The sequence below is a fragment of the Arthrobacter terricola genome (genome assembly GCF_004354015.1).
GTDB lineage: Bacteria > Actinomycetota > Actinomycetes > Actinomycetales > Micrococcaceae > Arthrobacter > Arthrobacter terricola.
The window spans coordinates 27157-46857 of sequence record NZ_SMRU01000023.1; the positions used below are offsets into that span (position 1 = coordinate 27157).

A 19701-nucleotide genomic window follows, 5' to 3' on the forward strand; every position below is an offset into this window, starting at 1 on the left:
GGACCGCCCGGCCCTACTCTGCCATCAACCGACTGGACGGCGCCCCTGGGTGGACCGTGGCCATCCGCCGGACCAGATGTCTTCCGGTACCCGGTGCCAGGTCAGTCGGGGATGTCGGTGATGATCTCGGTGACGGCCCACCCGAGGATTTCCAGTTCCTGGGCCGGGGGATCGTGCACGGCGTAGAGGTAGGCTTTGAATTCGGCAGGTCCGGCGCTTCCGCCGTTTCCCCAGTACCTGGCCCACAACTGGTCCAGGGTGGCCGTGCCCCGTTGAAGGTATTCCCGCGCTGTCTTCCGTGGATCATCCATGAGTATCGTGCCCGCAGTCGGTAACGTTCCATCCAAAGAGATGCTAAGCACCCTTACTTTTTACTCTAGGCCGATCCACGGTTTTGGATCAAGGAGTCAACCGCGCGGTTCCCCATCCCGGGGGGCGCCTGGCGGCGGGGTACGGTATGCGCGCGTGGGTTCTACCATGGTGGTCATGGACCCTGCTGAGCATCTTCTTGACCTTCACGAACTGGTGGCCGGTACTGCCGATATCAAGGCCGTCCTGGACGCGGTGACCGGTTTCGCCTCGGCTGCGGTGGCGCAGTCGGCGGGCGAAGGGATCGACTGCGCCTTGACGCTGCGTCGGCGCAAGCGCACGGCCACGGTGGCCGGCAGCAGTGAGAAGGCAGTCCTTTTGGATGCCATCGAGCAGAGCCTGGGGGATGGCCCGTGCCTGGAGGCCCTGGATGCCGGCCGCCCGGTGCTCCTGGCCGACGTCGGGACAGATATCCGGTGGCCGGCGTACAGCCGTGCGCTGGCTGAGGCGGGGTGCCGGTCGGCATTGGGTGTTCCGATGGATCTGGGCGCCACGTCCGAAGCGGTGCTGAACTTTTTCGGGCCGCTGCCCGGCGTGTTCACCCCCGAGGTGATCGACGCCGCGACAGGGTTCGCCGAGGTCGCCGGGAGCACCTTGCGCCTGGCGATCCGGATCGAAGCGGTCGAACACACCAACACCGACCTGAAAGCCGCGATGGCCAGCCGGTCCGTGATCGACGTCGCGTGCGGGATCATCATGGCCCAGAACCGGTGCACCCACGAGCAGGCCGTCGCGATCCTGACCGCAGCCTCAAGTCACCGGAACCAGAAAATGCATGCCGTCGCCGGTGACATCGTCATGGCCCTGAACGACGACCCCGAACATCTGATGCGATTCGAGGACTAAAACCGGATGCACGGCCTCCCAGGGGCGGAACCGGGGCAGGGTCGGGCGCGTTGGCCGCCTTGCAGCGCAGCTCGGGCCGTTGCGAAGACGCGTTGCCGGAAACAGGTGGCGACCGTTGGCTCCCGGGGCACGGGCACGGTGTCTCATGGGTTCATGCAGCCACGGGGTGGGCCGCCGGGTGGAGCGTCCGTGCATGTGCCTGTACGAGGTGGGCTCCGGCCTTGACACGATCCTGCGGTGTCTTGGCACCGGGTGCGGGCGTAGGATGTCCGGTGAAAGCCATGACTGCCGAGGAGGTAGCAATGACCGGAAAGACCAAGGCTGCCCGCGGTCCAAGGGAAGCGGCACATGCTGCCCAGGACCGTGCAGAGGAATGGCTCAAGGAGGCGGCCGGCAGGGCCTCGCCCCAGGCGCAGGCCGCCGTCCGTTGGGCTCTGTCCATGGTTGACGAAGCCCACGTACCCGATGTCGTTCACGGGGTGGTGGTTACCCTGACGGGAAACAGGAAGGTCGCCAACCGGGCCCGGAAGGCCGCGTCGCGCGCTGTACGGCGGGCCGAGCGGAAACTCAATGCCGCCGACCGCACTTTCGGAAAGACTCTGTTTGTTTCCGCCCTGGTCGCCGCCGTGGTTGCCGTTGCCGGGGTCCTGGCCTGGAGGGCCGCGAGCAGCGGTCCGGAGTCCGGGGAATCCGGGGCGGAGCGACGGTCCCGGTAGTCCGGAATCATCCATCGGATTCCCGGTTGTTTGCGCGATGCTCATGACGTCGACGACGAAAACAACACGGAAGAGGATCGCCGGCAGGCCAGGCATCGCGGGGCAGCGCTGCTGAGGACGCCGGCACGGATGGGTCTGGATCTGTGGCAGCGGATGGGACAGTGACCGGCCGGGCAGCAGACTCTGCCCGCGTGCCGGCCAGGCGTTCGTCCGTACGAACCACCCGGCTTTCCAATTGGGCCCCCTCCGGGGGCGGTGCGGAACTGTCTCCGGACGGCTCGTTCCTGATGACAGGCAAAGCTGCGGTGTCGAAAAGTCGGTATTCCCTTGTGGGAATGCGGATTGCTTTTCCGGCGGCCCCGGCTTTCTCCCGGATGAAATCCCGGTCCTCCCGGGAGAGTACGACCTGCCCGTTCGGGTCACACGGCATATCCCCGCGTGCGTCGTTGGTGACCTTGGCCGACATGGCGGGGGCAGGACCAAACACGCCGGATTCTCCAGAAGCCACGTCCGGATACCGGAATCGAGCCGCTCCCACTCATCCTTGAGGCTCACACTCGTCCATACCGCCTTGCCGGCCTGTCCGAATGAATTCCGCCCAGATTACCCCTGACCTCCGGCGGACGATAGCACGGGGACGTTGTTGCGTCTTGGCGAAAGGGAAACCGGCCCTCCCCGGTGGCTTGGCCTGCAGGCACCCCATAAACATGGAAGGCCTTTACCTGTAAGCTAAAGCCTTACCGGGGATAATCAGCATGCTTAGCATTTGACGTTCCGTTAAGAGCAGGAGAACGAGATGAGTTCCGTGCACGCCACCGGACCCGAGTCCGGAAAATCCCCGGCCGGCGTCGACAAACCCGGGGATTCCTCCGATCGGGGGAAAGCACCGTCGGGCACGAAACGATCACCGATAGTACGGTTCCTCAGCCTCCTCGGTCCGGGCCTGGTCACGGGCTCGGCCGATGATGACCCGTCCGGGATCGCGACCTACGCCCAGGTCGGCGCCACCTTCTCCAACGGGATGCTGTGGACCGCGCCGGTGACCTTGCCGATGATGATGGCAGTCCAGGAGATCTGCGACCGTACCGCCCTGGCCACCGGGGACAGCCTGGGCAGGCTGGCGCGCCGGAAGTTCTCCCGCAAACCGCGGGTGGTGATCGCGATCCTGATCGTGGCACTGCTGGGGGCGAACACCCTGAATGCGGCGGCTGACCTGATGGCGGTAGGACAGGGCATGGAACTGTTCGGCGCGGGACCGGCCCAGCTGTGGAGCGCGATCGCCGGCATCGGCATCGCCATCGTCCTGGTCGCCGGCGGGTTCGTCATCATTGCCAAGATCTTCAAGTGGCTCTGCTTGGCCCTGCTGGCCTATGTGGCGGTGCTGTTCGTGGCCAAGGTGGACTGGGCCGACGTCGTCGCCGGCCTGCTGGGACTGCAGTTCCGCTTCAGCTGGGACTACCTGGGCCTGATCGTCGCGGTCTTGGGCACCACCATCTCCCCCTACCTGTTCTTCTGGCAAAGCGCGCAACGGGTCGAGGAACTCCGGGAGGAAGACCACGGGAACGCCCGACCAGAGAGCCTCGAAGAAAGCGGCACCGCACCGGCCCACCGCAAACTCCGCAACGCCCGCGCGGACGTTTTCACCGGCATGTTCTTCTCCGTCCTGGTCATGTTCGCCATCATCGCCGCCACCGCCGCGACGCTCGGAAAGAACGGCACGGACATCAAAACCGCCGCGGATGCCGCCAAGGCCCTTGAACCCATCGCGGGCCCGGCAGCCAAGTTCCTCTTCGCCGCCGGCTTCGTCGGCTCCGGGATCCTGGCAATACCCGTCCTCGCGGCCTCCGGTTCAGCCGGGCTGGCCGGCCTGCTGGGCAAGAACTGGGGTCTGGACCGGCGGCCCAGCAAGGCACGCACGTTCTATGTGCTGCTCGGCGTGGGAACCATCGGCGGCGTCATCATCAGCCTCTTCGACTCCGACCCCATCGGACTGCTGGTCCTGAGCGCCATCATCAACGGGATTGCCGCCGCCCCGTTCCTCATCGTCACCATGCTCATCTCCCGGGACAAAGACCTCATGGGCAAATACCGCAACGGAAAACTCGCAGCCACCCTCGGCTGGTCCACCACCGCGATCATGGTCCTCGCCGGCGCCGTCGGCATCTGGACCGCGGTCACAGGGGCAGCCTAACCATCGGCAATCAGGACCGGAAGCGGCTCGAAGAGGCTCACGCAGGCCAGGAACCACCGGCCTCCGAGGGATAGCTGTTGAGGATGTAGTCCGTTTGCGGCCTGCCCGATCATGCGCAGACCCGGAAACGTCCTCGTCTTTCCGTCGGTTTCCGAACGGAGTCCCGCGTGCCGCAGCGCGGCATGGAAAGCGTGCTCGGACACGGGAACTATCCGGTTCAGGCAACACCAGCTGACGTAAAGCCCATACAACGATCCAGCGTCGATCCCAGAGTCGCTTTCATCGTCCCGGACAACGCACGCCTGGAGGAACTGGTTGATTTGTTCAGGGGTCATGTCCACACCATTTCGCCGCGTGCTCCATCGAGCAGATCGTACCCATCGCGGGCCGGTAGCTCATTGTAGATACCGTGAGGCCTCCCCGTCTCGTATGGTGGCGGTGTTTTCGTCGGAGGCTCCTGGGCTAAGGCGCGCTATGGGAATTGTCCTGTTGTTCGCCTTCGTCCACGACCTCCGCGGTGTTGTTCCGGCGTCGGCTCCTGAACCTCGGAGTGAGTCCCAAAGGCGGCAACCCCGAGGGCCTTCCGACGGCGAGGCACCCGGATGTTCGCGTAGATCAAAAAAGCAAAAGGGGGAGTTGGAGATGGCGCAGGCCGTGGTGCGCGATGGCATCGAGCAGGTCTTCCTTGCGGTCGATGTATCCGTAGATGGTCATCACACCGCAGTGCAGCCAGCGCGCCTGGGCGGGAATCGTGAGGGCTTCCAGGCCCTCGAGGTCGGCCAGTTCCAGCGCCGCCTCGACGACCTGCTCGCGGGTCAGGGACCCGCGGGGGCGGCGTTTGCGTGCGGTCTTGACAGCCCCGCTGGGGATGGCATTCGCCTTCATCGCTGTCCATATCGCCGTCTACGGCTTCTACATGGGCGCTTCCTTCGGACCGCCTGGGTCGCGGGGAATGCGAGGCCTGGAGGGGTCCATCGGTGCCATTTGTCTCCGCCCCCGGGGGCCAGCGCGCGTCAGGGATTGGAGAATTCCGTTGGTTCTGGGTTCTGGAGCTTCTCCCGCTGCTGGCCCCGTGCGGCAGCTGGCCTGCTGGCCAGGCTCATCCACCTCAGGCAGGTGGTCCTGGCCATGATTGAACAGCATCGCGGGCCCTGGCCGCGCGAGTAAGGCATGGCTGCCGGGCCCGGCTGTTGCCGTGCCAACTGGGTCATCTCATCTGATCGCCCTCTGCCGGGGGTGTTGTCCGGCGGTGTTGTTGGTCGGTGGTTTTCGTGCGCACGCGGGCATCGAACGTCAGGGCGGGTTCGTCGGGGGTTGCGAGTGTGAGGACTGCTTCTTCGATGGTGGCGTGATCCTCGAGTTCGCGTTCGACCCGGCGCAGGGCGATGGCGACCACGTGTTCCCGGAGGTCGCCTTTGATGTCGACGGCCGCGACAAGATAAAGCTTGCGGGGGCCGACGAATTCCAGGTGCAGGTAGGTCAGGCGGTCGATGTCGGGGTGTTCCAGGATCCGGGTTGCCATGGTTTGCTCAAGTTCGTCGGTGACGCCCTGGCCGACGAGGAACCGGCGGTTGCGGTCGATCAGCACGACCGCGACAGCCCCGAGGAGAAGGCCGACAAGGATGGACCCGAGCGCGTCCGGTAGCGCCGATCCTGTGGCTTGGTGCAGTAAGACGCCCAAGGAGGCGATGGCCAGGCCGAGCAGTGCGGCGCTGTCTTCGGCGAAAACGGCACGCATGGTCGGATCTGAACTCTTCAGTACCTGTTCAAGGGTGCGCCGTTCAAGCTCTCTCGCCGCGTTGCGCGCCTGCCGGAACGCCTGGATGAACGAGGCCCCTTCGAGGAGGAAGGAGACGGCCAGGACAGCGTAGGCGACGACGAAATCACCGGCAGGCTCCGGTGCGAAAAGCTGCTGGATGCCGTGCATGACCGACACCACCGCACCGGCGGTGAACAAACCGAACGCGGCAAACATCGACCAGACGTATGCTTCCCTGCCGTAGCCCATCGGATGGGTTGCGTCGCGCTGCTTCGAGGATCTCCTTTCGGCCACGAGAAGGAAAACCTGGTTTCCCGTATCAGCCCAGGAGTGGGCCGCCTCAGCGATCATGGAAGCGGACCCGGTGATCACGGCAGCAAATGTTTTTGCCGCGGCAACAAGCAGGTTGGTAGTGAAGGCCAGGATCACGGTCATGAGCGATGAGGATGGCATCCTGACCCTGCCGGTGTGAGCCATGGAACCTACCGTACCCGCCGGCGCGGGATCGGAGCACGACCGCCGGAGCTGCGGAAACATTCGTGTCGGCGACCGGGCAAGCCGGTTGCTTGCCCCGGCGCCGTCATCCCGGTCACGGGCGGAATGCACCTGCCCTGCATGGGGGCCTAACCGGTGCCGGTGATGGTGGTGAAGATGCCGATGACGCCGGCCAGGACCATGATCGCGGTGCTCGCCCAGCCGAGGGACGTGGCGAGTTTGCCGTTGCGGTACTTTCCCATGAGCTTGCTGTCGCCGGCGATGAGCATGGTCACGATGAGGAATGGCTCCGCGGCGATGCCGTTGATGATGGCGCTGAGGATCAGCAGTCCGATGGGGTCGGAGGTGAAAAAGCTGATGATGACGCCGCCGATGGTTCCCACGCCGAGAAGCGAATAGAAGATCGGGGCCTTGCGTGGATGTTTTTCAAATCCCCGCTGCCTTCCGGTCAGGCCGGCCAGCCCGGCGGATCCGGCGGCTGCCAGGACCGGGACCGCGAGGATTCCGGAGCCGATGAACCCCGCCGCGAAGAGGAATTTCGCCGCCGGCCCCACGATGGGCTCCAGCGCCCGGGCGGCGTCCGCGGCGGTCTTGACGTCCGTGCCGTTCTTGCCCAGGGTCGCGGCGGTGGCGGCCATGATGGCGAACATGACAAGGACGGAGAAGAACATGCCGATGAACACCTCGGCGCAGGCCTCGCGGAGCTTGCGTCCTGCCGGGGCAGAGTCTCTTTGCTCCAGGCCCAGTGCCTGGTCTCCTGCACGGTCATCTTCGGTCCGGAGTTCTTCGATGCGGTCCGCGCTTTGTAGACATACGACCATTGAACGGCAAGGGTTTGCGGAACCGGAATTTCCCTGGCCCGGCTACCCGGGCGGCGGAGTTCCGGGACACCTGAAACACACGACACGAGGACCGGGGGCATGGAAGTCACCGTGATCATCGAGGCCCCCGACGGCACACTCGGCGAAGTCAGCGCGACAGGGGAAAGCTACCTTCAGGCCAGGGAAGCAGCGCTTGCCCTGGCCCCCGAAGGCCACAAGGCCATTGCCATCCGCACGGGCGGTCAATGACCAGAAGACGCCATAACAAGGCAACACGGCGCTGAACGGACCCCCAACGACGATCGCAGCGGCCGGGCACTGAAATGACAATGGCCCTGCCGATGCCGGCCTCCAGGGCGAATTCATTGACGTGACCTAGCCCTCATTCTGTATCGTGGTTACAGTCAAGCAGCTGGCCTCCCGATCGAGTCGAGAGTCAGTCATGGCAGCAATTACTCCCTCGCACCCCCGCATCCGCGCCCGGGGCCGCACTCCACGCACCCGGTCCCGCAGCAAGGTCTGTCAGGACGACGCTGACGCCCGCAAACCACCCCCGGGACCTCCCCGAGGCAGGACGCTCTCCGGCGGCTCTTCCGGCGATGGCCGTTCAGGCCTTCGCGCGACCCGGACGCACCCCCACCGTCCTGCTTCTTTTGCGTTGACGTCGTCCGCCCGGCCGCACACGGCAGTGCAGGCGATGCGGCGCAGGCATGGTCGGATCGTGTTTCGGCCAGACTGCAGCCGCGTAGCGAACCGGGGAACCGCCAGCGACGACGCCGTGGCCAAACTCCGCGGGCAGGCTTCCCATCCAGCCTGTGGAGGTCCTGATGGCCGGACATTTTGAGCTGTTCACCGACAAGGACGGTTCGTGCAGGGTCAGGCTGATTGATGACTCCGGAAACGAGCTGGCAGTCTCCGGCCCGTTCCCTGACGACGGTGCTGCACTCCGCGGAATCACCGCCTTCCGCGAGATCGCCGCGAGCGGACTCATCGAAGACCACCGGTCCGGTTCCTCGCTGCCCTGACCCATCCGCTGCCAAGGGGCATGAGCGCTGCCTGTCGTCCGCTTGCCGACGGGCCTGGTCTTGACGGAATCCACCGTCGGGAATGATCGGGCAGGAACGAGCACGGGCGGGAGCCTCAAGGACGAGTGGGGCCGGCTGGATGCCGCGACCCGGACATGGATCCTGGAAGACCCCGCGTGCCGGGTCCTGCCCGCTGCCATGTCGGCCAGGTTCAGCAAAGACACCTCCGGGGACTTTATGTTTTGACCCGGGCCGGCATTATTGAGGGTTGTTTGTTTTCCATGTCACGGGCCGGGAGGGCACCGGAAGCCCCGGCCGTGGCGCCGGCCCAGTGCCGGGAGCCGGCGTCAAAGCCGGGGTCCGGGGTGTTGCGTTAGGAGAAGCGTCCGGGCCGGAAGGTTGCCAGCATGGGATGCTTGTTGCCGGTCATGATCTCGCCTGCGAGGAGTTCGCCGGCGATGAGTCCGAGGGTTGCTCCGGAGTGGGTGAAGGCCACGTAGCAGCCGGGCACTTGGCCGAGTTCGCCAATGACGGGTTCGCCGTCTCCGGGGATGGGTTTGTAGCCGATTTTCCAGGAAGCGGGTTTGAGTTCGGGGGTGTCGGCGAGGAGTTTGGATGCCTCGTCGGCGAGTTCCTGGACGATGTCTTCGGGGATGCTGAAGGAGCCGTCGGCGTGTTCGGTGATGTGTTCTTCGTACCAGTCGTGGTCCAGTGCGAGGGTATTTCCGGGGTTGGGGCGGACGGCTGCGCGGGGAGTGTTGAGCACGGCCTTGACCGGGTGGTCCACGGGTTTGGTCAGTACGAGCATGGAGACGGGGGAGCCGTTGGGGATGGTGACTCCGAGGGGCGCTACGACGGCGGGTGTTGCGGCTCCGCAGGCCACCAGGACGGTGTCGGCTTCGTAGATGCCGCCCGCGGGGGTTTCGACGCCGGTGGCGCGGCCGTCGGTGATGATGACGGAGGCTTTGCCGGCGTTGAGGACGAGTTCGCCGCCGCGGGAGTGGAATTCTTCCATGAGGAAGTCCACCAGGTCCGGAAGGCTGACCCAGCCTTCGCCGGGGTTGAAGATGGCGTTCTCCGGCACGGAGCCGGCATCGATGCCGGGGGTGACCGCTGCGATGTCCTCGGGCGAGAGCAGTTTCGAGTCATAGCCAACGGACTGTTCATAGGCGTGGCGGGCTTCGGTGACGGCCCGTTCCCCGGCGGCGTTCCACATGATGCCGCCGCCAAACTGCAGCCATTCCCGGCTGGGATCCGTGGCGAAAAGAGTCCGGTAGCGGTCGATGCCGGCGATGCGCAATTGGTGGTAGGCGGTGGAGCGTTCGCCGGCGGAGTTCAGCCAGGAGAGCGAGCGTCCGGTGGCCTCGCTGGCGAGGCCCCGTTCGGTCAGCAGGATCACGGAGGCGCCTTCGCGGAGCAGGTGGACGGCGGTGGAGACGCCGAGGATGCCGCCGCCGATGACGGCGACGCGCTTGGTGGAAGCAATGGAGGACATGGGTGTCCCTTTCTAAGTGTCTGTAACCGTGTTGGGTGCCTGGCTCGCGTGCGGCATGGCTGGCTAGGCGAAGGCGTGGATTTTTTCGATGATCCCGAAGACTTTCAGCGATTGCGCCGGATCAACGGGCAGGGGTCCTTGGCCTTGGAGGGCTGCGGCCAGTTCCGTGTAGAACCGGGGATAGGAGCCGCGTGCGGCAGGAACGGGGGTGCCAGGTCCGCTGGTTCCCAGGACTCCCCAGGAATTCCGTGGTTCGACGCCGTAGGCCGGATCCGTCGGGGACATTCCGGCCGCGAGTGCCGGCTCCTGGCTGTCCAGGCCCCATTTGGTGTAACCGGCCGCGGAACCGAGGACGTGGAAGCGCGGGCCGGCCTGGGCTGCCATGCCGTTCATCCACAACCTGGAGCGGACGCCGGATTCATGCAGCAAGGAGACGAAGGCCTCGGTGTCAGCGCCTTCGGGTGACGGGCCATAGTTGGCGGTCTCACCGTAGCTTTCCGTTACGGCACCGAAGAGCTGGATGGCCTGGTCGATCAGGTGGGCGCCGAGGTCATGGAGGATGCCGCCGCCTTCGGCCAGGGACGCGGTGTCCCGCCAGTTTCCGAAGCCGTCGGGCCGCCACCACTCAAACCGCGATTCGAAGCTCCGGACCTGCCCTAGGGCACCCGCCCGAATGAGCTTCTGGAGGGTCAGGAAATCGGCGTCCCACCGGCGGTTCTGGAAGACTGTCAGGTGCGCTCCGGCGTCGGCGGCCCTGGAAACGAGCTCTTCACCGTGAGCCGTTGTTGTGACAAACGGCTTGTCCACGACAACGTTGAGCCCGTGTGCGATCGCGGTTGCGGCAAGGTCGAAGTGCGTGAGGGGAGGTGTGCCGAGGACCACGAGGTCAAGGTCCTCTGCCAGCTCGAACATCGCCTCGGGCGTGGGCAGGATCTGTGCGCTGGGGTAGAGCGTGGCCGCTTGCGCGGCCCGCTGTGGGTCGGCCGTCACGATGACATCGAGGGAATAGCCCGGGTCAGCGGCGAGCAGCGGGGCATGGAAGACCTTGCCGGAGATTCCGAACCCGACGACGGCGGTGCGGATGGGCGTCGATACGGCGCCCATCAGAGCACTTCCGACAGGAAGCGCTGGAGGCGTTTGCTTTGTGGATTGTCGAAGAGTTCGGTGGGGGTGCCGGACTCGACGACTTCGCCTTCGTCCATGAAGACCACCTGGTCGGCGACTTTGCGGGCGAAGCCCATTTCGTGGGTGACGACCAGCATGGTCATGCCGCGCCGGCCCAGTCCTGCCATGAGGTTCAGCACGCCTTTGACGAGTTCGGGGTCCAGGGCGCTGGTGGCTTCGTCGAAGAGCATGACTTCCGGTTCCATGGCCAGGGCCCGGGCGATGGCGACGCGTTGCTGCTGGCCGCCGGAAAGGTCCCTGGGCCGGTGTTCGGCGCGTTCGGCCAATCCTACTTCGGCGAGGCTGCGGCGGGCGCGTTCCCTGGCCGCGGTCTTGGACATTCCCTTCACGCTCCACAGTGCCAGGGCCACGTTGTCCAGGGCGGTGTGGTCCGGGAAGAGGTTGAAGTGTTGGAAGACCATGCCGATGCGGGCGCGCAGGATGTCCGGTTTGACCATGAGCGCGCTTTCCCCGGCGAGGAGCACGTCGCCGCTTTTGGGTTCGTGGAGGCGGTTGACACCCCGGAGCAGCGTCGACTTGCCTGATCCGGATGGTCCGATGATGCAGGTCGTGGTGCCCGGTGCCACGTTCAGGCTGACGTTGCGCAGCACCTCGATGTCTCCGTAGGCCATGGTCAGGTTTTTCAGTTCCAGGCTGGAACCGTGGAAGGTGTGGACACCGGTTGAAGCGGTGTTGCTTGCCAGGCTCATGTGTTGCTCCCGGTGATCAGCGGCGAGGCCGCGTCGAGTTCTGTGACTTCCTTCAGCCCGCTGGTGGGCGGGGCCGGCCGGCGGCGGCCGGTACGGAAGCGGCTGTCAAAGTAGTTCACGAGGTGGGTCAGGGGCACGGTGATGACCAGGTAGAAGACCCCGGCCAGGACCAGTGGTGAGAGGTTCCCGGAGAGCACGGCGGCGTCCTGTCCGACCCGGAAGAGTTCGCGTTCACCGACCAGCAGTCCCAGGAAGTACACCAGGGAGGAGTCTTTGACGATGGCGATGAACTGGTTCACCAAGGCCGGAAGCACGCGGCGGACGCCTTGGGGGATGACCACCAGGCGCATGGATTTGGCGTAGCTCATGCCCAGGGCGCGGCACGCCTCGCCCTGGCCTTTGTCCACGCTCTGGATGCCGGCGCGGAAGATCTCGCCGATGTAGGCGCTGGCGATCAGGCTCAACGCGATGATCCCCAGCGGATAGGGGGAGGGGCCGAAAATGGTCTGGCTCAGCCGTGCGAAGCCTTGGCCGATCAGCAAGATGGTCAGGATCGCCGGCAGGCCGCGGAAAAGGTCGGTGTAGATCCGGGCAGGGACCCGCAGCCATCTGGACGGGGAGATGCCCATGACCGCGACGATCATGCCCAGGGCCACACCGATGATGGTCGCGGCGACGGAGATGATGAGGGTGTTCAGGAGCCCGACACCGAGGAGTTGGGGCAGGACTTCGGCCATGGCGCCGAAATCAAAAAAGGTACGGATGATGGTGCTTAACCAATCCATGGTTTGCTCTCAGACTTAGTTGGCCCTCGGGCGGGCGGACCGGCTGGGTCCGCCCGCCCCGTTGGGCTGGTGGTTTATTTGCTCGGCGCCGGGCTGGCGGTTTGCTGGGCCTTGGGCAGGTATTGAGTGGGCATCGGGGAGCCCGGGAACCACTTCTGGTAAAGCTTCTCCCAGGTCCCGTCTTCCATTGCCGCGGCAAGGCCTTTGTTCAGCGCGTCCTTCAGGGCGGTCTTGCCCTTGGCCAGGGCGAAACCGGCCGGTGCGTCGAAGGAGGGAATGTCAGCGGCGCTGACCAGGCCGAACTGCTGTTCGTAAGACTTCGCGGCCTCATAGTCCAGGAAGTGCGCGTCCACCGAGCCGCTGTTCAAAGCCGAGACCGCGGAGTTGTTGTCAGGGAACCGCACGAGGTTGGCGGAGGGGAAATTCTTCACCGCATAGGCTTCCTGCAAGGTGCCCTGCACGACGCCAAGCCGCTTGCCGGCCAGGTCGTTGGCGCTCTTGATTCCGGAGGTCTTGGTGGTCAGGACGGTCAGGTAGCCGGCGAGGTAGCCGTTGGAGAAGTCCACGGTCTGCTTGCGCTTGTCTGTAATGCCAATGGCTGCGACACCGACGTCGAATTGACCGTTGGCGACCGCGGGCAGGATCGCGGAGAAGTCCTGACCGGTGAAGACGACATTGTCCACTCCGGCGCGGTGTGCGACATCCTTGAACAATTCGACGTCGAAGCCGGTGAAGTTTCCGCTCGCGTCCGTGAACGTGTAGGGCTTGGCATCGCCCAGGCTGGCCACCCGGATGGTCCCGGGTTCGATGAGGCCGTACGGGTTCCCGGCCGTCGATGACGAGGCGGGGGTCGATCCGCCGCACCCGCTAAGCGCAAGCAGGGCCGCGACAGCGGCCGCGACGAGCCCCGTCGTGCGGAAGTTCAGTCGTTTAATCACAGCAGATTTTCCAATCATCAGATGGAGAAAGAGGTCTAAGACCATTCACGAATTCCCTTGCTGAGTCCGGTCTCAGTGACTAGGATTGAGACCGGACTCACAATGGGGTTGCCAAAAATGTAACCCAAGCCACAGCGGCCGTCAAGGCCCCATCGGAAGGTATCCATGAGCAGCAACGGTTCCAGGCGGCGCGAGATTACCGTCGCTGATGTCGCGAAGGCGGCGCAGGTCTCCAAGGCGCAGGCGGCAAGGGCACTGGGCAATTACGGGGCAGTCAGCGACGACGTGCGCAGCCGTGTTCTGGCCGCGGCCGAAGAGCTTTCGTACCGGCCCAATGAACTCGCGCGCAGCATGAACACGGGGAAATCGAACACCATCGGGGTGATCGTCGGTGACATCGAAAACCCCCATTTCGGCCTGGCCACCAGGGGCATCACGGACACCGCGAAGAAGAGCGGATTCAACGTCATCCTGATCAACACCGATGAGGAACTCGCAGCGGAAATCGAGGCAGTGCAGGTGCTGCTCGACAAGCGGGTGGACGGCCTGATTGTGGCACCGGCATCCTCGGTGGAAACACACCACCTGCAACGCGTTCAGGATTCCGGTCGCCCCCTGGTGCTGCTGGACCGGCATGCCGGAGGGATGGAGGTCGAAACCATGGCCGTAGACATGGTTGACATTTCACGCGAATCCACCCGACACCTCCTTCAGTCCGGACACCAGCGGATCGCCTTCATCTCCACCCTCAAGACGGAAACTCCATACCGTGCCGGAATGGTCCTGGATTCCTCGCAGATCGCAGACCGCCTCGACGGCATGCAGCAGGCATACCAGGAGCGGGAACTGGTCTTCCCGGCTGACCTCGTACGGCTCAACGCCGGAGACGCGGAATCCATCCGCCGCATCACGCGCGAGGTGCTCCTCATGCCGGACCCCGCAACCGCCATCGTCGCCTCCGACGGGCTCATTGCGCTCAGCATCGTGGAGGCGATCCAGGAACTGGGCCTGGCCATCCCGGCGGACGTCTCGTTCCTCATGTATGACGACTTCGCCTGGACGCGCCTGACCACCCCGCCCCTGACAGTCGTCGCCCAGCCCGTATACAACATGGGCCTGGCCGCGGCGAAGGCACTGATCCGCCAGATCGACGGCCTGCCCCCCTCGACCCCCGCACCCCAATTCACCGCCACGCTGGTCCGCCGCGGCTCGGTCGGGACCCGCAAATGCGCGGAGACCCCCGCCGGCACCACCGTCCCGTGAGAACCTGCGGGCACCGCACCCACCAACGGGAAAGCCCGGCGACGCCACAGCGGGCTCAAGGAGCTGCTCGAGCGCTTGCCGGCAACAAGGCGCGCCGCATCGGCATGATCGCGGCCAGCCAGCACCTTCCTGTCCGGGAGCGCTGTGAGCCCTGAACGGGAAGCGGGGACGGACCCCGGACATGTCGGGCTCCTCGGCCCCGGACCCACGGATGACAGATGCGGATACCACGTCTAAGTGCAGGTAAATGGGGCAGGTGAACGGCCATGTTTTCATGGCCAGGGGCTGGTGCCGCCCGTATCGCGAATCAAGGCAGCCGAACGCCGAATTGCCGCCGGACCCGGGTGGCGCTCCGGTGGATCTTGCCGCACGGAGCGCTGGCCACCTTTGCGGGATCGTACCGTGATGACGGACTGGGAGCGGTCCGGGGACGTTGTCGCTGCGCAGCACCTAGGAAAGGTGTCTTCCGCCGGTGACGCCGATGACCGAACCGGACATGTAGCTTGCTTCGGACGTTGCCAGCAGGACAAATGTTGCGGCAAGTTCTGCCGGTTGCCCGGCCCTCCCCAGTGGCGTGTTTTCGCCGAAGTGGGCGATTTTTTCGCTCGGCTGGGTGGGGGGTTGCAGGGGTGTCCAGATCGGCCCGGGAGCCACGGCGTTTACCCTGATTCCTTGTGGGCCCAGGGACTCCGCGAGCGAGTAGGTCAGGTTGATAATGGCGGCCTTGGTGGCCGCGTAATCGATGAGCGAGGGGCTCGGGTCGTATCCCTGGATGGACGAGACGTTGATGATCGATGAACCCGGTTGCAGGTGCGGCAGGCCTGCCTTGCTGAGCCAGAACAGCGCGTAGACGTTCGTCTTGAAGGTCCGGTCGAATTGTTCGCTGCTCAGGTCTTCAATGCCCTTGCCGGTGCTCATCTGGAAGCCGGCGTTGTTGACCAGGACATCCAGCCCGCCGAACTCACGGACGGTTCGGGCGATGACTTCCCGGCAGAAGTGTTCGTCCTGAAGGTCGCCGGGGAGGGCCAGCACCCTGGATCCGGCGTCTTCGATCAGCTGGACGGTGTGCGCGGCGTCCTGTTCCTCTTCGGGGAGGTAGGTGAAGGCGACGTCGGCTCCTTCCCTGGAGTACGCGATGGCGGCAGCCCTGCCGATTCCCGAGTCCGCCCCGGTGATCAGTGTCCGGTAACCTGTCATCCGGTGGTGTCCGACATAGCTGTGTTCCCCGTGGTCCGGACGCGGGCGCATCGCTGCGGTGAAGCCGGGATAGTCCTGGCTCCGGGGTTCGAACTCTTCGTCGGGATACAGGCTCCGGGGATCCTTGAGGCCGGCAGGACCGTCCGCACCGCCCACGACCTGGTTTTCCAGGGCGAGGACGATGTCCTCATCCAGTTCGCCCGCCTCCTCAAACGGAGGGACGTTTGCTTTTTGTTCGTCCTGTTCGAAATCGCTGTCGGTCATGACTTTCCTCCCTGGGTTTCCGGAGACTTCAGCGAGCGGATCCCCTGCCATCTTCAACGGCAGCTGATTGGCGCTGTCGTCCTTGACTTGCTTCACGTCCGGGCCGAAGACCGGGTTGCCTTTCCACACCCCGCGGATCCGGCATGACGCACCATCGGGCCGTACGACCGGGCCGGAATCAGTCGCCGGGGGATGGCTCGGTGGTCGGGCCCCGGTCATCCGATGAAGCATCATCGTGTTCCTCTGCCAGCCCGGTGGGGGCCATCGCCTCAGCATCCCGGGCTGAAGGCGGCTCCTGCGCAAACCCGCCGGATGCACCGGCGCTCTGCTCGTTCCCGGCCGTGGTCTCCGGTTCCTTGGGAACCGGCTGGCTGCCGTCCTGCACGCCGTCGCGGACAATCCGGTCCCGGTGTTTCGCTTCGCCGCCCATGGCCGGCCCCTTTCCTGTTTCTTCGCTGGATACTGGTTCGGGATCAAACATCACCCCTGGCCGCCCGGGCCGATTACGTTGTAGAGGGCAATCCGGCACAGCCCGGGCGTCAGATCATCGATGTCAGATGTTCGGCGCCCCGTCTTCCATGGCTCCGCCCTCCAAAGGTGTCCCGGGCATCGTCCCGCCTTCCGCAGCGTCCCGGCGGACCGGGCCGCTGCCGTCGGCCGCTGCGCCTCCAACGGTCCCGCGCCAGGCACCGGTTTCGCGTTGACGGTCCTCGATGAAGTCCTTGAATTTGTCCAAGTCGGCGGCCACTTGCATCTCGTCCGCGGAAAGCGCGGCACCGGCTTTTTCGGTAAGGGTTTCCGGCTCCCACTCGAGGGTCACGCTCACTCCTGAGCGGTCCGGACCGAGGGCGTCAAAACGGACCGATCCTGCATTGCGGGGCTGATCCAGGCTCTCCCAGCTGATGACCGTATCCGGGACCTGCTCGGTGATCCGGGCGTTGTACTCGCGCTTGACGCCCGAAATCTTGGTGGAGAAATGCAGCGTGGCATCGTCGATCTGGCGGACGTCTTCCACTCCGCTCATGAAACGCGGAAAGGATTCGAATTGCGTCCATTGGTTGTACGCGACCGAGACAGGGACCTCGACCTCAATGGCCTTGGTGACGGTATGCATTTGTGTGCCTCCTGCGGATTGTTGGTGAATACCGGCCCGACCCGGCCCTGACTTTCCCAGACCCCGGAAGGTCGAGGAAGCGGACCTGAGTATCGGATGGTGCAGCGTGAGACCGCGCGCACAGTGGATCTTCCATGGGTTCTCCGATCCCGGGACGAGTGTGCCCTTCGAGCCTAGCCCGATTCAAGGTGAATAGTAAGTGTACTTACTATTCTGGTGGTAGGATTCCCTTAATCCATTCCACGCCCGGACGCGGGGCCGGATCATTCCAACGCTTCCAGCCCGCGCGTCGGGCCGCCTCTTCCAGGAGGCCGCCAGCCGGCCTCCGACATCCAGCGCCTGAGGGGGCAGGCCCTAGCTGTAAGAAACCGGTGACCCATGAGCACCTCAACACCGCACGAACGACGGAACCGGCCTTCACCGGCAAACTTCCAGACCCTGCCGTACTGCGACTCCTGCCGGACGGACGCCCATCTGAGCTATGACGACTTCGTCCCGGCCTACTACAGCGGGGGACAGGGACTGGAACCCTCCACCGTCAGATACACGTGCAAACGCTGCGGGAACCACTACTCCCACCACGCGCCCCAGGGGTGGGCCCCGCCGGGTTGGCAGTGGTACGACTGACGCCCCACCGCGAAGACCGGCACATCCGAGAACGTCGAGCCGGACCCGCGGCTTGCCCGGATCCGGTAGGCGACCTTGTCACCGTCAGGATCTTGCCTGCCCGGGAAGGGAATGCGCTGCCCGGGTTGATGCGGGAGGCGTGGAGGACGCCCATGGTCGCGAACAGGTCTGTCACGTGCTCTGAATGTACACCGGTCACATTGTCGTGTCGTCCCCGCCGCCGAAACCGACGGATCCCCGGCAGGTCGCCGGCCACGCACGGTCCGGGAGGAGTACTTCGTCGGGGAACGGGGCCGGGGTTGAATCAGTGCATTGAGATAAGTCGGCCAGAGGTTGGGTCCAGGCAAGTGTTCCGGTGATCATGAGGGTGCCGCCGGTGGCCAGGCACGCCGGCCCGTGGGCCGGCCCGTGGGCCGGGCCGCTGATGGAAGGGGTGCAGCTCAGGAGGGTAACGAGAAGACCCCGTGATCTACGTCGAACGGCCCTTGTTCCGGAGGCGGCTTTTGCTGCGGAATCCGCCGATCAGGTATCCGATGCCGAACATCATAAAGAGGACGCCTACGGCAATCTGCCAAGGCAGCGTCGGGCCGTTCGTGATAACTGTGATCAGCCAGACGATGCCGAGGGCGAGCCAGCCGCAGCCCATGTACACAAAGAGTTTCCGTCCGGGCCGCGGCACGGCCCTGCCCGGCACTTCGGTTCCGGTGTGGTCATCGGATCGGTCTTCCTCCATGCCGTCAGCCTACTGATCCGTCATCGGCGCCGTCCATGACTGCAGACGAACACCCGCCGGGGTAGCGCCTGGTCATGCGGATCGCCTACGGGTTTGGCCCTAGGGGAGGTATTCGCGTTTCATTCGCCAAGACTGGACGGGATGCACAACAACTGTGCCTGAGTCGGGGCCGGATCGCCTCAAATGGCAGCTTGGAGTGGCCGTCCTCGACACCGGCGGCACAGTGAGCGGGCGAGGTTGGTCGCCGCAGACCTTGGCTTTACTACTCCCGGCAGCTCAGCAGATAGGCGCGATTTTGCCTAGGAAATCCTTGAGATTCTGCCTAATTTTCACCCATACATGTTTTTGACAATCACTGGTGCGAATTGCAGTCTGATTCTCGGTGGTTTGGTGCTGCTCGCGAGATGGTTGCGGCTTCCGCGGGCTTTGGCCGCCGCAGGGGCCCTTGCAGGGCTTGGGGTCTTCGTGGTGATGGTCGGCCCCGATGCGAGCGTCCTCAGGGCCGCAACAATGGGTGCCATCGGGCTTGCATCCTTGAGTGCCGGCAGGCGTGGCCGAAGCCTTGGCTTCCTCTCCATCGCGATCACCTCACTGCTCATCCTGGATCCGTCGCTGGGGATTAACGTGGGCTTCCTCTTATCAGTCCTGGCGACACTGGGGATCATCCTGCTGGCACGGCCGATCGCTTCGTGGGCTCCGGCATGGGTACCACCCTGGCTGTCCACGGCCTTTGCGGTGCCCTTGGCAGCCCAACTCCTCTGCGGCCCGGTCATCGTTGCCCTGCAGCCCACGTTCTCCACCTACGCCCTGATCACCAATGTGGTGGTTGCCCCGTTCGTCGCACCTGTCACGATCCTGGGCACCATTGCGCTTCCATTGGTCCCCGTGCTGCCGTGGCTGGCAGCTGTTCCGCTAGCCATAGCCGGGGCAAGCGCGGGAATCGTCGCTGCCGTCGCGAGGTTCTTCGCCGGACTTCCCGGCTCAGCACTGCCGTGGCCCGAGGGCGCCACGGGAACCATCACCATGACGCTGACCTCGGCCCTCACAACGGGACTGATTTGGATGGCATTCCACCCGGACCGGGTCCGCGGATCCGCCGTTGCAATGCATGCGCGGATTGTCCTCCTGATAGCGGCAACCGAAACAACCAAGCGCCGGGGGAGAGCATGACTCCCAGGCCTTGGATCCT

Annotated in this window: 22 protein-coding genes; 8 read left to right on the top strand and 14 right to left on the bottom strand. The window is 64.9% G+C overall.

What is annotated here, in order from left to right; all coding sequences use genetic code 11:
- Positions 1-101: 101 nt before the first annotated feature.
- Complete coding sequence (locus E1809_RS17980; protein ID WP_133205613.1) at positions 102-311, bottom strand: hypothetical protein; 210 nt, start codon at positions 309-311, stop codon at positions 102-104.
- Between the two features lie 175 nt (positions 312-486).
- Here E1809_RS17980 and E1809_RS17985 point away from each other — a divergent pair, with 175 nt between their 5' ends.
- The 3 genes from E1809_RS17985 to E1809_RS17995 all read left to right on the top strand — a co-directional run bounded on the left by E1809_RS17985 (position 487) and on the right by E1809_RS17995 (position 4122).
- Positions 487-1215, top strand: a complete 729-nt coding sequence (locus E1809_RS17985) for a GAF and ANTAR domain-containing protein (RefSeq protein WP_308166979.1) — start codon at positions 487-489, stop codon at positions 1213-1215.
- A 272-nt stretch (positions 1216-1487) separates the two neighbouring features.
- Entirely contained in the window at positions 1488-1931 is a 444-nt protein-coding gene (locus tag E1809_RS17990; RefSeq protein ID WP_133205614.1) for a hypothetical protein, read from the top strand.
- Positions 1932-2727: 796 nt separating this feature from the next.
- Positions 2728-4122, top strand: a complete 1395-nt coding sequence (locus E1809_RS17995; RefSeq protein WP_133205615.1) for an Nramp family divalent metal transporter — start codon at positions 2728-2730, stop codon at positions 4120-4122.
- Here the strand turns inward: E1809_RS17995 and E1809_RS18000 are convergent.
- From E1809_RS18000 to E1809_RS18020, 4 genes are all read right to left on the bottom strand, one after another.
- Positions 4119-4457: a hypothetical protein gene (locus E1809_RS18000; protein WP_133205616.1), complete on the bottom strand. Its 339-nt coding sequence runs from the start codon at positions 4455-4457 to the stop codon at positions 4119-4121. The two genes, E1809_RS17995 and E1809_RS18000, sit on opposite strands and share 4 nt — an antisense overlap.
- Before the next feature lie 280 nt (positions 4458-4737).
- Entirely contained in the window at positions 4738-5007 is a 270-nt protein-coding gene (locus E1809_RS18005) for a TetR/AcrR family transcriptional regulator (protein WP_133205617.1), read from the bottom strand.
- 322 nt (positions 5008-5329) lie between these two features.
- A complete protein-coding gene (locus E1809_RS18015) occupies positions 5330-6358 on the bottom strand; it encodes a cation diffusion facilitator family transporter (RefSeq protein WP_133205619.1) in 1029 nt (342 codons plus the stop codon).
- Positions 6359-6504: 146 nt separating this feature from the next.
- Positions 6505-7197 carry an NRAMP family divalent metal transporter gene (locus tag E1809_RS18020; protein WP_133205620.1) on the bottom strand — a complete coding sequence of 231 codons (693 nt, stop codon included), beginning with the start codon at positions 7195-7197 and terminating at the stop codon, positions 6505-6507.
- 99 nt (positions 7198-7296) lie between these two features.
- On the opposite strand from E1809_RS18020, the gene E1809_RS26790 reads away from it, so the two are divergent.
- Complete coding sequence (locus E1809_RS26790) at positions 7297-7446, top strand: hypothetical protein (protein ID WP_165962378.1); 150 nt, start codon at positions 7297-7299, stop codon at positions 7444-7446.
- Between the two features lie 578 nt (positions 7447-8024).
- On the top strand, positions 8025-8222 hold the full coding sequence (locus tag E1809_RS18025; RefSeq protein ID WP_133205621.1) for a YegP family protein: 198 nt from the start codon (positions 8025-8027) through the stop codon (positions 8220-8222).
- A gap of 373 nt (positions 8223-8595) precedes the next feature.
- On the opposite strand, the gene E1809_RS18030 is transcribed toward E1809_RS18025, so the two are convergent.
- The 5 genes from E1809_RS18030 to E1809_RS18050 form a co-directional block, all read right to left on the bottom strand.
- Positions 8596-9717 carry an NAD(P)/FAD-dependent oxidoreductase gene (locus E1809_RS18030; RefSeq protein WP_133205622.1) on the bottom strand — a complete coding sequence of 374 codons (1122 nt, stop codon included), beginning with the start codon at positions 9715-9717 and terminating at the stop codon, positions 8596-8598.
- A 63-nt stretch (positions 9718-9780) separates the two neighbouring features.
- Positions 9781-10821 (bottom strand): Gfo/Idh/MocA family protein, encoded by a 1041-nt coding sequence (locus E1809_RS18035; protein ID WP_133205623.1) that lies wholly within the window; start codon positions 10819-10821, stop codon positions 9781-9783.
- Positions 10821-11591, bottom strand: coding sequence for an amino acid ABC transporter ATP-binding protein (locus E1809_RS18040; protein WP_133205624.1), 771 nt, complete (start codon positions 11589-11591; stop codon positions 10821-10823). The genes E1809_RS18035 and E1809_RS18040 overlap by 1 nt, the downstream gene beginning before the upstream one ends.
- A complete protein-coding gene (locus tag E1809_RS18045; protein ID WP_133205625.1) occupies positions 11588-12376 on the bottom strand; it encodes an amino acid ABC transporter permease in 789 nt (262 codons plus the stop codon). The genes E1809_RS18040 and E1809_RS18045 overlap by 4 nt, the downstream gene beginning before the upstream one ends.
- A 74-nt stretch (positions 12377-12450) precedes the next feature.
- Complete coding sequence (locus tag E1809_RS18050; RefSeq protein WP_133205682.1) at positions 12451-13332, bottom strand: ABC transporter substrate-binding protein; 882 nt, start codon at positions 13330-13332, stop codon at positions 12451-12453.
- 147 nt (positions 13333-13479) lie between these two features.
- On the opposite strand from E1809_RS18050, the gene E1809_RS18055 reads away from it, so the two are divergent.
- Positions 13480-14577: a LacI family DNA-binding transcriptional regulator gene (locus E1809_RS18055; protein WP_133205626.1), complete on the top strand. Its 1098-nt coding sequence runs from the start codon at positions 13480-13482 to the stop codon at positions 14575-14577.
- A 450-nt stretch (positions 14578-15027) separates the two neighbouring features.
- On the opposite strand, the gene E1809_RS18060 is transcribed toward E1809_RS18055, so the two are convergent.
- From E1809_RS18060 to E1809_RS18070, 3 genes are all read right to left on the bottom strand, one after another.
- Positions 15028-16038, bottom strand: coding sequence for an SDR family oxidoreductase (locus E1809_RS18060; RefSeq protein WP_133205627.1), 1011 nt, complete (start codon positions 16036-16038; stop codon positions 15028-15030).
- 178 nt (positions 16039-16216) lie between these two features.
- Positions 16217-16468 carry a hypothetical protein gene (locus E1809_RS18065; protein WP_133205628.1) on the bottom strand — a complete coding sequence of 84 codons (252 nt, stop codon included), beginning with the start codon at positions 16466-16468 and terminating at the stop codon, positions 16217-16219.
- A 123-nt stretch (positions 16469-16591) separates the two neighbouring features.
- On the bottom strand, positions 16592-17152 hold the full coding sequence (locus E1809_RS18070) for an SRPBCC family protein (RefSeq protein ID WP_133205629.1): 561 nt from the start codon (positions 17150-17152) through the stop codon (positions 16592-16594).
- 378 nt (positions 17153-17530) lie between these two features.
- Here E1809_RS18070 and E1809_RS18075 point away from each other — a divergent pair, with 378 nt between their 5' ends.
- Complete coding sequence (locus E1809_RS18075; protein WP_133205630.1) at positions 17531-17779, top strand: hypothetical protein; 249 nt, start codon at positions 17531-17533, stop codon at positions 17777-17779.
- Between the two features lie 469 nt (positions 17780-18248).
- Here E1809_RS18075 and E1809_RS18080 read toward each other — a convergent pair whose 3' ends face one another.
- The gene (locus tag E1809_RS18080) at positions 18249-18512 is read right to left on the bottom strand and encodes a hypothetical protein (protein WP_133205631.1); all 264 of its coding nucleotides are present in this window, start codon (positions 18510-18512) and stop codon (positions 18249-18251) included.
- Between the two features lie 339 nt (positions 18513-18851).
- Here E1809_RS18080 and E1809_RS18085 point away from each other — a divergent pair, with 339 nt between their 5' ends.
- Positions 18852-19682 (top strand): ComEC/Rec2 family competence protein, encoded by an 831-nt coding sequence (locus tag E1809_RS18085; RefSeq protein WP_133205632.1) that lies wholly within the window; start codon positions 18852-18854, stop codon positions 19680-19682.
- Positions 19683-19701: the final 19 nt, after the last annotated feature.

What these genes read in the sequence shown, in the direction of transcription:
- E1809_RS17980 (WP_133205613.1), bottom strand. Translation starts at nt 311, where the DNA reads ATGGATGATCCACGGAAGACAGCGCGGGAATACCTTCAACGGGGCACG.
- E1809_RS17985 (WP_308166979.1), top strand. Translation starts at nt 487, where the DNA reads ATGGACCCTGCTGAGCATCTTCTTGACCTTCACGAACTGGTGGCCGGT.
- E1809_RS17995 (WP_133205615.1), top strand. Translation starts at nt 2,728, where the DNA reads ATGAGTTCCGTGCACGCCACCGGACCCGAGTCCGGAAAATCCCCGGCC.
- E1809_RS18000 (WP_133205616.1), bottom strand. Translation starts at nt 4,457, where the DNA reads ATGACCCCTGAACAAATCAACCAGTTCCTCCAGGCGTGCGTTGTCCGG.
- E1809_RS18005 (WP_133205617.1), bottom strand. Translation starts at nt 5,007, where the DNA reads ATGAAGGCGAATGCCATCCCCAGCGGGGCTGTCAAGACCGCACGCAAA.
- E1809_RS18015 (WP_133205619.1), bottom strand. Translation starts at nt 6,358, where the DNA reads ATGGCTCACACCGGCAGGGTCAGGATGCCATCCTCATCGCTCATGACC.
- E1809_RS18020 (WP_133205620.1), bottom strand. Translation starts at nt 7,197, where the DNA reads ATGGTCGTATGTCTACAAAGCGCGGACCGCATCGAAGAACTCCGGACC.
- E1809_RS26790 (WP_165962378.1), top strand. Translation starts at nt 7,297, where the DNA reads ATGGAAGTCACCGTGATCATCGAGGCCCCCGACGGCACACTCGGCGAA.
- E1809_RS18025 (WP_133205621.1), top strand. Translation starts at nt 8,025, where the DNA reads ATGGCCGGACATTTTGAGCTGTTCACCGACAAGGACGGTTCGTGCAGG.
- E1809_RS18030 (WP_133205622.1), bottom strand. Translation starts at nt 9,717, where the DNA reads ATGTCCTCCATTGCTTCCACCAAGCGCGTCGCCGTCATCGGCGGCGGC.
- E1809_RS18035 (WP_133205623.1), bottom strand. Translation starts at nt 10,821, where the DNA reads ATGGGCGCCGTATCGACGCCCATCCGCACCGCCGTCGTCGGGTTCGGA.
- E1809_RS18040 (WP_133205624.1), bottom strand. Translation starts at nt 11,591, where the DNA reads ATGAGCCTGGCAAGCAACACCGCTTCAACCGGTGTCCACACCTTCCAC.
- E1809_RS18045 (WP_133205625.1), bottom strand. Translation starts at nt 12,376, where the DNA reads ATGGATTGGTTAAGCACCATCATCCGTACCTTTTTTGATTTCGGCGCC.
- E1809_RS18050 (WP_133205682.1), bottom strand. Translation starts at nt 13,332, where the DNA reads ATGATTGGAAAATCTGCTGTGATTAAACGACTGAACTTCCGCACGACG.
- E1809_RS18055 (WP_133205626.1), top strand. Translation starts at nt 13,480, where the DNA reads ATGAGCAGCAACGGTTCCAGGCGGCGCGAGATTACCGTCGCTGATGTC.
- E1809_RS18060 (WP_133205627.1), bottom strand. Translation starts at nt 16,038, where the DNA reads ATGACCGACAGCGATTTCGAACAGGACGAACAAAAAGCAAACGTCCCT.
- E1809_RS18065 (WP_133205628.1), bottom strand. Translation starts at nt 16,468, where the DNA reads ATGGGCGGCGAAGCGAAACACCGGGACCGGATTGTCCGCGACGGCGTG.
- E1809_RS18070 (WP_133205629.1), bottom strand. Translation starts at nt 17,152, where the DNA reads ATGCATACCGTCACCAAGGCCATTGAGGTCGAGGTCCCTGTCTCGGTC.
- E1809_RS18075 (WP_133205630.1), top strand. Translation starts at nt 17,531, where the DNA reads ATGAGCACCTCAACACCGCACGAACGACGGAACCGGCCTTCACCGGCA.
- E1809_RS18080 (WP_133205631.1), bottom strand. Translation starts at nt 18,512, where the DNA reads ATGGAGGAAGACCGATCCGATGACCACACCGGAACCGAAGTGCCGGGC.
- E1809_RS18085 (WP_133205632.1), top strand. Translation starts at nt 18,852, where the DNA reads ATGTTTTTGACAATCACTGGTGCGAATTGCAGTCTGATTCTCGGTGGT.